The organism is Kribbella sp. NPDC050241, assembly GCF_044459685.1.
Taxonomy (GTDB): Bacteria; Actinomycetota; Actinomycetes; order Propionibacteriales; family Kribbellaceae; genus Kribbella.
Map to the genome: position 1 here is coordinate 83,898 of NZ_JBITJE010000019.1, position 6,237 is coordinate 90,134.

Consider the following 6,237-nt stretch of genomic DNA (forward strand, 5'->3'; position numbering starts at 1 on the left):
CGATCACGATTCCGCCTGGGCGACCCCCCGGTCCTGTATCCGCCGAAGGCGCCCCCGTGGGATCTGCCATCATTCGCGCTGCCAGCAAGGCGCTGGGCTGGATAAGTCTCGTCATGATGACCTCGGGTGATTCCGTTCAAAATCAGCAACTGGAGGTCGACAAAGACAAGCAGCTGGATACATCGGTGGAAACGTCATGCACAAGAGTCACTTGATCGCGCGACGATTCGGCGGCAGCAACGAGGCACCGGAGAACATGGTGGCGCTGTACAGGCGTGCGAATCTGTCCGGCATGAAGATCTTCGAGAACCAAGTGGCCGCCGAGGTGAACGCGGGTGCGTCCGTCTACTACTTGGTCCGGCGGAAGTACAGTGCCTACAGCAAGGACCCACCAGTCCCCATCGGCGTGTCGATGTACTACTGGAGCAGTTCCGGCGCGCATGACGAGGATTTCATCCCGAAGCCGACTCCTTAGTAGGTAATCACATTGAATCTGGACGCGTTCTTCGCGACGTATCGGGCCTGGCTTCGGGGGGTTGTGCCGGGGCTGGACGCCACGTTGCGGGGGCCTGCCGTGGAGGCTGAGGTCGATCGGTACGAGGAGACCATCGGGGCGGAGTTGCCTGCTGAGTTGCGGCAGTTGTGGGCGATTCACGACGGTGAGGACAGGGCCGAGCCCAGCAGGGGGACGATCGGCGGGCTGGTGTTCCTCGGGGTGGCGGAGTCCTTGCGGGAATGGGCCGACTGGTCATCGCTGCGGGACGAGACGTCCGACGAGGACATGCAGGCACTGCGGACATTCTCCGAGTCGGTCCCGGCCGAGGCTGTTCAGTTGGAGTACACAGCCGCCGGGTGGTTGCCGATCCTGAAAGAGAGTATGGAGGGCAACTACCTGGGGCTCGACCTCGCTCCGGGACCTGGCGGTCTGCGCGGGCAGGTCATCAACTTCGGCCGTGACGAGGTCCGGAAAGCGGTGATCTCGCGGTCGATGTCGGACCTGCTGGGCTTCATCGCATCGGAAGTCCAGCAGGGTGAGTTCGTCGTCTCGTCGGTCGAGCCGAGTGGCCAGCCGGTGCTGGCCCACCGGCGCGGGAGGCTCACCCCGTCCTCCGCCAACTCGCCGAGTCCCGCGGTCCACTCGCATAGCCGCCGGCGGGCCGAACTGTTCCGGCGCTGGATCGGGCGTGTGATGCAGGCGCAGATGGGGACGGTGTACTTGGTGGCCGGTGGTTATCTTGTGCACTCTCTGATGAGGGCTCCGGACGAGTACTGGGTGGCTCGGCCGCCGTTCGACAAGGTCCGGGTGCGGGGGCGGACCCGGGACTGCTGGAGGGCGCGGCCGTCACGGCGTTGGATCGGAGTGCTGAGTTGCCCGCGAACCCGCCGGCGTCGGAGGCGCAGGATGCTGAGCTGCTGCAGCATGAGCGTCGACGGCCATATCACCTGGGGCAACAGAACGGCCTACGTCTCAGCGGATGTCACCAACTACGTTGTAGGTGGGAACGTGGCGGTCCACTGGGATGCCTTCGCCGGTGCGACGAAGATCGACTCCACGACAACCTACACATCAGAGGATTGGGCGGAGATGGACTTCTACCTCGGTGATCCCAACTTACCTGGCGGCATCGACCGAATCCGAATCCAGATCTGCAGCTCCCCAACACGCTGCAGTGTCAAGTGGAACGAGATCAGAGACTAATCCCGACACCCGGAGGTACGGGGTACAAGCCCAACAGCCCTGCTCGCCGGATCCGCGTCACCGTCGACAGCGACCGTTTGGGCTTCATGGTCGACCTCGACCGGGGCAGCGAACATGGGGTCGCCGGTCCAGACCGCGACGGCGTAGCCGAACCGTTCAGCTTGCTCCTTCATCGCGATGAACGCGATGGTTGCCGGGTCAGCGGTGGCTATGTCGGCGGTGGGGGAGTGGTAGGTGTTCATGACCTAGTTCTTCTCGTCCGGCTCGTAGAGCTTGCGGCCCGTGGCCACGATGACGTCGGCCACAACTTCGCGCACGTCGCCGCCGCTCCACGGGCCAAAGACATCGTTGACGTTCGATCTTCAGATGGCGCAGACTGGGCCGAAAAGCTCATCAACGCGGCCCGGAAAAGCGTTCGGGGAGAGGCGTAACTGGCTCGATGCCAGCGCGCCGGATTCGCCGTCATGGGTTGCCGAGGCGCGTCGACCAGAGCTGCGCCTGCCGGCCGCGTGTTCCCGTGTTCCAGGATCTGGTGCAGGCGCCACCATCGCAGCAGCGATTCAGCGATCTGGTAGTTGATGAGCGGTTGGCCCTCGGTGGTCCATCGGTCGGTGCCGATCAACTCGGCTACCGCCGGGTTGAGAGCGACGATGTCCTTCTTGAGTTGGTTCCATCGGTCCCCGGGTGATGGTGCGAGTTGTTCAACCCGGCGAGGATGTCGAGATTGTAGAAGCGGCCTTGTTTGGCGTAGTCCGACAACGCCCGCAGCGCGAACGTGACGATCGGGTCATCGATCACTTCCTGACGCAGTGCCGCGATGGTCTTGTGTGCGCTGCCCGAGATGTTGGGCTCGGCGAGCCGATCTCCTAGTTCGTTGAGGGTCCGAGCGTGCATTTCGCCGATGCCGTGGCCGAGCCGATCACGCATCTCGGCTCGGCTGGGCCACGCGCCGGTCATCTCCCAGGACAACAGACCGATGCTCAGTTTGAGCAGTTTCTCAGCGCCCATCGCGAGACAAGCGAACATTGGCGACGGTTCGATGGCGCCAATCCGGCGAACTAGGCCGATGCCGTGAGCAAGCAATGCCGCCGCGGACTCGGCCTCCTGTGCGAGCGGGAGGATCCGGTGCTTGTCGAACTTCCGGTCATCCGTGGTCATCGAGCGATGTCTCCGTGGTCTCGGCACAGCCAGCTGTCGGCATGCTGAATCCAGCCGTGGCCGGCGAGCCACAACACCGCCGGGTCGGGGATGGGTTCCCCGCCGGCGGCCGCGAGCTCGTCGCCGAGCATCACGGTCGAGCCGCACAGGCTGCACATGATGATCCGCGCCTGGTGAGATTGGCAGCGTTCGCAATGCCACCGTTCGACGACGACGTCTGGCTGTGCTGCGTCCGGAACCAGCCACACGGTTTCGAGGCCTTCACGGTGCAACTGCAGCTCGTGCCCGCTTGAGGGGCGGTGACCGCACGTCGGGCAGGCCGGCGACGTGGGCGGCGCGGGCATCTGCTGCGGCTCGCTCGGCGTACGATCGCCAGTAGAGGCCGCAGGCGACTCGTGGCGAGCAGGTGCCTCGGGCAAGGCGCGGGCGCGCAGCTCGGGAACGTATTTGTAGATCGTCGAGCGGCTGACGCCGAGCAGCTTGGCGATCGAGGTCACCGAGTGATCCGGCTCGGCGAGGAGCGTTCGCGCCGAGCGCACCTGGTCTGGTGTCATCGCGGGAGGCCGGCCGAGCCGTGTGCCCCGCGCTCTGGCCGCGGCCAGGCCTTCGTGTGTTCCTTCCACGATGAGCTCGCGGATGAATTCGGCGAGCGCGGCGAAGATGTGGAACACCAGCCAACCGCCTGGGGTCGTGGTGTCGATCGCCTCGTGCAGTGATCGGAACCCGACACCGTTGGGCCGAAGGTCCCCGACGATGTTCAAGAGATCGTGCAGCGACCGGGCCAGCCTGTCGAGGCTCGGTACCACGACGTGTCGCCCGGGCGCAGGTATGCGAGGCAGGCGATGAGCTCGTCGATCGGCGTCGCGGCCGGACTGCTTGTCGGCGAACACTTTGAGACAGCCGGCCTCGTTCAGCGTTAGCAACTGCCGGTCAAGGAGCTGGCCGTGGGTCGACACCCTGGCGTACCCGACCGAGGCGCCGGTGAGCACCGCGGGTTCAGCTACGAGCAGGTCGGGTACGGTCGCGGGGGCGCCATGACCGCGACTGTACGAGAAAAGGGCTGAGGTGGATTGCTGGACACTCCCAGTTTGCAACACGTTTTCTCGACACTCAGATCCTGCGTGTCGGCCGACCCGAAGCCTCAGGCTGGTGATGTCGGAAAGCGATCGATTCTCAACACCGGAACCTCGCGCTCGGCGGGAGGCTGGCACCTAAGGTGACGCCCTCGCCTCGGCGCCCACGCCGCCGGACGGGATGCCCGCGATACCACCGACCCACGTCCAGCGGCCAGACAGGAGGTCAGGAACGTCCTGGCCTCGGAACGCCAACACAGCGATGAGACCGACCAGCAGCAAAGTGACCAATCCGAGAAGGAGTAGAGCGGTGTAACGGCGACCACGTCCTGGTCCGCTGCGGGCGCCCGACGCTGCCGAAGACACAGCCGGCAGCTGAGCAAACCAGCCAGGAGTAGCGATTGGCGTCGTACCGAGCTCGTTTCGCCACTCGGTGATATTCATGAATCCCGCGGCGCGTGTTTACTGATCGATGTCGGCCAGCGCTGTGAGGGCGGCCGTGGGTGTCTGCGCGGACTCGCGCCAACGGAGGGACCAGGTGTACAGCGGAACGCCGGCGACCAGGGGCCGGACCACCACACCGGGAGGGCATGGAGTCGAAAGCAGACCGAGGGCTACGCATTCGCCGGCGCGGACCAGTTCCAGCGCGGAGCCCGTGCCGTCGGTGCTGGCAGGATGCCGTCGCGGTGCGAAGCCCGCGGTCCGGTAACAGTCGAGGATGAACTCGTTCCACTCCGGCGCGAAGTCGTCGCGCGGCAGGTAGTGCGTCTCTTCGGCCAGGTCCTGTACGGCGACCGCAGCCGCCACGGCAAGCCGGTGATCCATCGGCAACGCGACACCGAGCGGCTCACGGCCGATGAGGCGCTGCTTGAGCCCATCCGGCAGGCTCGCGCTCGATCCGCACAGTGCCAGGTCGAGCTCGCCGTTGAGGAGCCGCTGCTCTTGGTCGCGGCTGCCGCGACTGCTGACCTCCAGCCGGAGCGAAGGAAGCCGGTCCCGCAGCCGGGCGAGCACTGCACGGGGCGTGACCAGATCCGTCTGCAGCACATCGATCCGCAGTACCTGATCCCGCCCGGTGGCATCCAACGCCTCGGCGACACCGGCCCGGATCGCGGCGAGCCCTCTCTGCGCATGCGGCAAGAAGGCCTCACCGGCCGCCGTCAGGGTCACACCGCGCGGCGACCGCTCGAACAGTTGCACGCCGAGCAGCCCCTCCAGCCGGCGGATCTGGTTGCTGAGCGCCGGCTGCGACACGTAAAGCCGGCGCGCGGCGGCGGTGAAATGCAGCTCCTCGGCCATCACCAGGAAGTACCGCACCAACCGTAGATCGACGTCCATACCTTCCCCACCTGCAGCGATAACCAGGAGTTATGACGTTAGTGCGATTGTGTCTTGGACGTCGAGCCTCGGGCCGACCCAGCATGTTCGCCATGACAACATCGCGTGAAGAACTCAGGGCCAGCTGGGAGGACCAGCAGAATGTGCACGAACCCGAGCGCGAGCTGCGGTTCCAGCTGATGCTGGACTACGTCGGACAGCTGGCCGGGACGCCGTCCCGGGTGCTCGATCTCGCCTGCGGACCCGGCTCAATCACCCGCCGGGTGCTGGATCGGTTCGCCTCCACCGAGGTTGTTGCCGTTGACATCGATCCACTGCTGCTCGACCTGGCCCGGGACGCCTTCGCCGGCGACTCCCGCGTGCAGGTGGTAGCCAGGCAACTCGCCGACCCCGACTGGACGCAAGGGCTGGACGGTGGTTTCGACGCCGTCCTGACTGCCACGGCGATGCACTGGTTTCCGCCATCCGCGCTGGCCGGGGTCTACGCCGGGGTGGCGAGGCTGCTCCGGCCGGGCGGAGTCTTCGCGAACGCCGACCACGCCCCGATCGCAGAGCCCGTACTCCGGAACGTGGCAGACAAACTGCACGACGAGCACCTGCGGAGCACCTTCGCCACCGGGACGGAGAGCTGTGACGAGTGGTACGAGCGAGCGTACGCCGACCCGCAGTACGCCGGGCTCTGGGAACAGCGGCAACAGGCGTTCGCACACTGGTCAGGCGACCTGCTGCAGCGAGAGGGATGGCACGTCGACCTGCTAGGACGGAACGGCTTCGAGCGAGCCGGAGCGGTCTGGCGGCGGGGCAACGACGCGCTGATCGTCGCCGTCCGCGCGTAGCGGCCGGTCGCCCACCTGCCCGGGCCCGGCGGTGCGTCTAGTGTCGCGTGTCGTTGATTAGTTTACGTCTGGGTTCGGGGAGAATCGGTGTCATGTATGTGGCCCGGGCTCTGCGGCTTCGTGATGGTGATCG

At 65.9% G+C, this 6,237-nt stretch carries 7 protein-coding genes; 3 read left to right on the forward strand and 4 right to left on the reverse strand.

Translation table 11 applies throughout. From position 1 onward, the window contains the following. The first annotated feature begins 196 nt into the window (after positions 1–196). Positions 197–475 carry a DNA/RNA non-specific endonuclease gene (locus ACIBG5_RS42225; protein WP_396397738.1) on the forward strand — a complete coding sequence of 93 codons (279 nt, stop codon included), beginning with the start codon at positions 197–199 and terminating at the stop codon, positions 473–475. A 12-nt stretch (positions 476–487) separates the two neighbouring features. Continuing rightward, positions 488–1,699, forward strand: coding sequence for an SMI1/KNR4 family protein (locus ACIBG5_RS42230; protein WP_396397739.1), 1,212 nt, complete (start codon positions 488–490; stop codon positions 1,697–1,699). Here ACIBG5_RS42230 and ACIBG5_RS42235 read toward each other — a convergent pair. From ACIBG5_RS42235 to ACIBG5_RS42250, 4 genes are all read right to left on the reverse strand, one after another. Next, positions 1,696–1,941, reverse strand: coding sequence for a hypothetical protein (locus tag ACIBG5_RS42235; RefSeq protein ID WP_396397740.1), 246 nt, complete (start codon positions 1,939–1,941; stop codon positions 1,696–1,698). The genes ACIBG5_RS42230 and ACIBG5_RS42235 overlap by 4 nt on opposite strands. Positions 1,942–2,326: 385 nt before the next feature. Further along, positions 2,327–2,857 carry a hypothetical protein gene (locus ACIBG5_RS42240; RefSeq protein ID WP_396397741.1) on the reverse strand — a complete coding sequence of 177 codons (531 nt, stop codon included), beginning with the start codon at positions 2,855–2,857 and terminating at the stop codon, positions 2,327–2,329. Beyond that, on the reverse strand, positions 2,854–3,846 hold the full coding sequence (locus ACIBG5_RS42245; RefSeq protein WP_396397742.1) for a recombinase family protein: 993 nt from the start codon (positions 3,844–3,846) through the stop codon (positions 2,854–2,856). The genes ACIBG5_RS42240 and ACIBG5_RS42245 overlap by 4 nt, the downstream gene beginning before the upstream one ends. A 546-nt stretch (positions 3,847–4,392) precedes the next feature. Further along, a complete protein-coding gene (locus tag ACIBG5_RS42250; protein ID WP_396397743.1) occupies positions 4,393–5,268 on the reverse strand; it encodes a LysR family transcriptional regulator in 876 nt (291 codons plus the stop codon). A gap of 92 nt (positions 5,269–5,360) precedes the next feature. Between ACIBG5_RS42250 and ACIBG5_RS42255 the strand changes: the two genes are divergently transcribed. After that, complete coding sequence (locus ACIBG5_RS42255; RefSeq protein ID WP_396397744.1) at positions 5,361–6,104, forward strand: class I SAM-dependent methyltransferase; 744 nt, start codon at positions 5,361–5,363, stop codon at positions 6,102–6,104. The last annotated feature ends 133 nt before the right edge of the window (positions 6,105–6,237 follow it).

What these genes read in the sequence shown, in the direction of transcription:
- ACIBG5_RS42225 (WP_396397738.1), top strand. Translation starts at nt 197, where the DNA reads ATGCACAAGAGTCACTTGATCGCGCGACGATTCGGCGGCAGCAACGAG.
- ACIBG5_RS42235 (WP_396397740.1), bottom strand. Translation starts at nt 1,941, where the DNA reads ATGAACACCTACCACTCCCCCACCGCCGACATAGCCACCGCTGACCCG.
- ACIBG5_RS42240 (WP_396397741.1), bottom strand. Translation starts at nt 2,857, where the DNA reads ATGACCACGGATGACCGGAAGTTCGACAAGCACCGGATCCTCCCGCTC.
- ACIBG5_RS42250 (WP_396397743.1), bottom strand. Translation starts at nt 5,268, where the DNA reads ATGGACGTCGATCTACGGTTGGTGCGGTACTTCCTGGTGATGGCCGAG.
- ACIBG5_RS42255 (WP_396397744.1), top strand. Translation starts at nt 5,361, where the DNA reads ATGACAACATCGCGTGAAGAACTCAGGGCCAGCTGGGAGGACCAGCAG.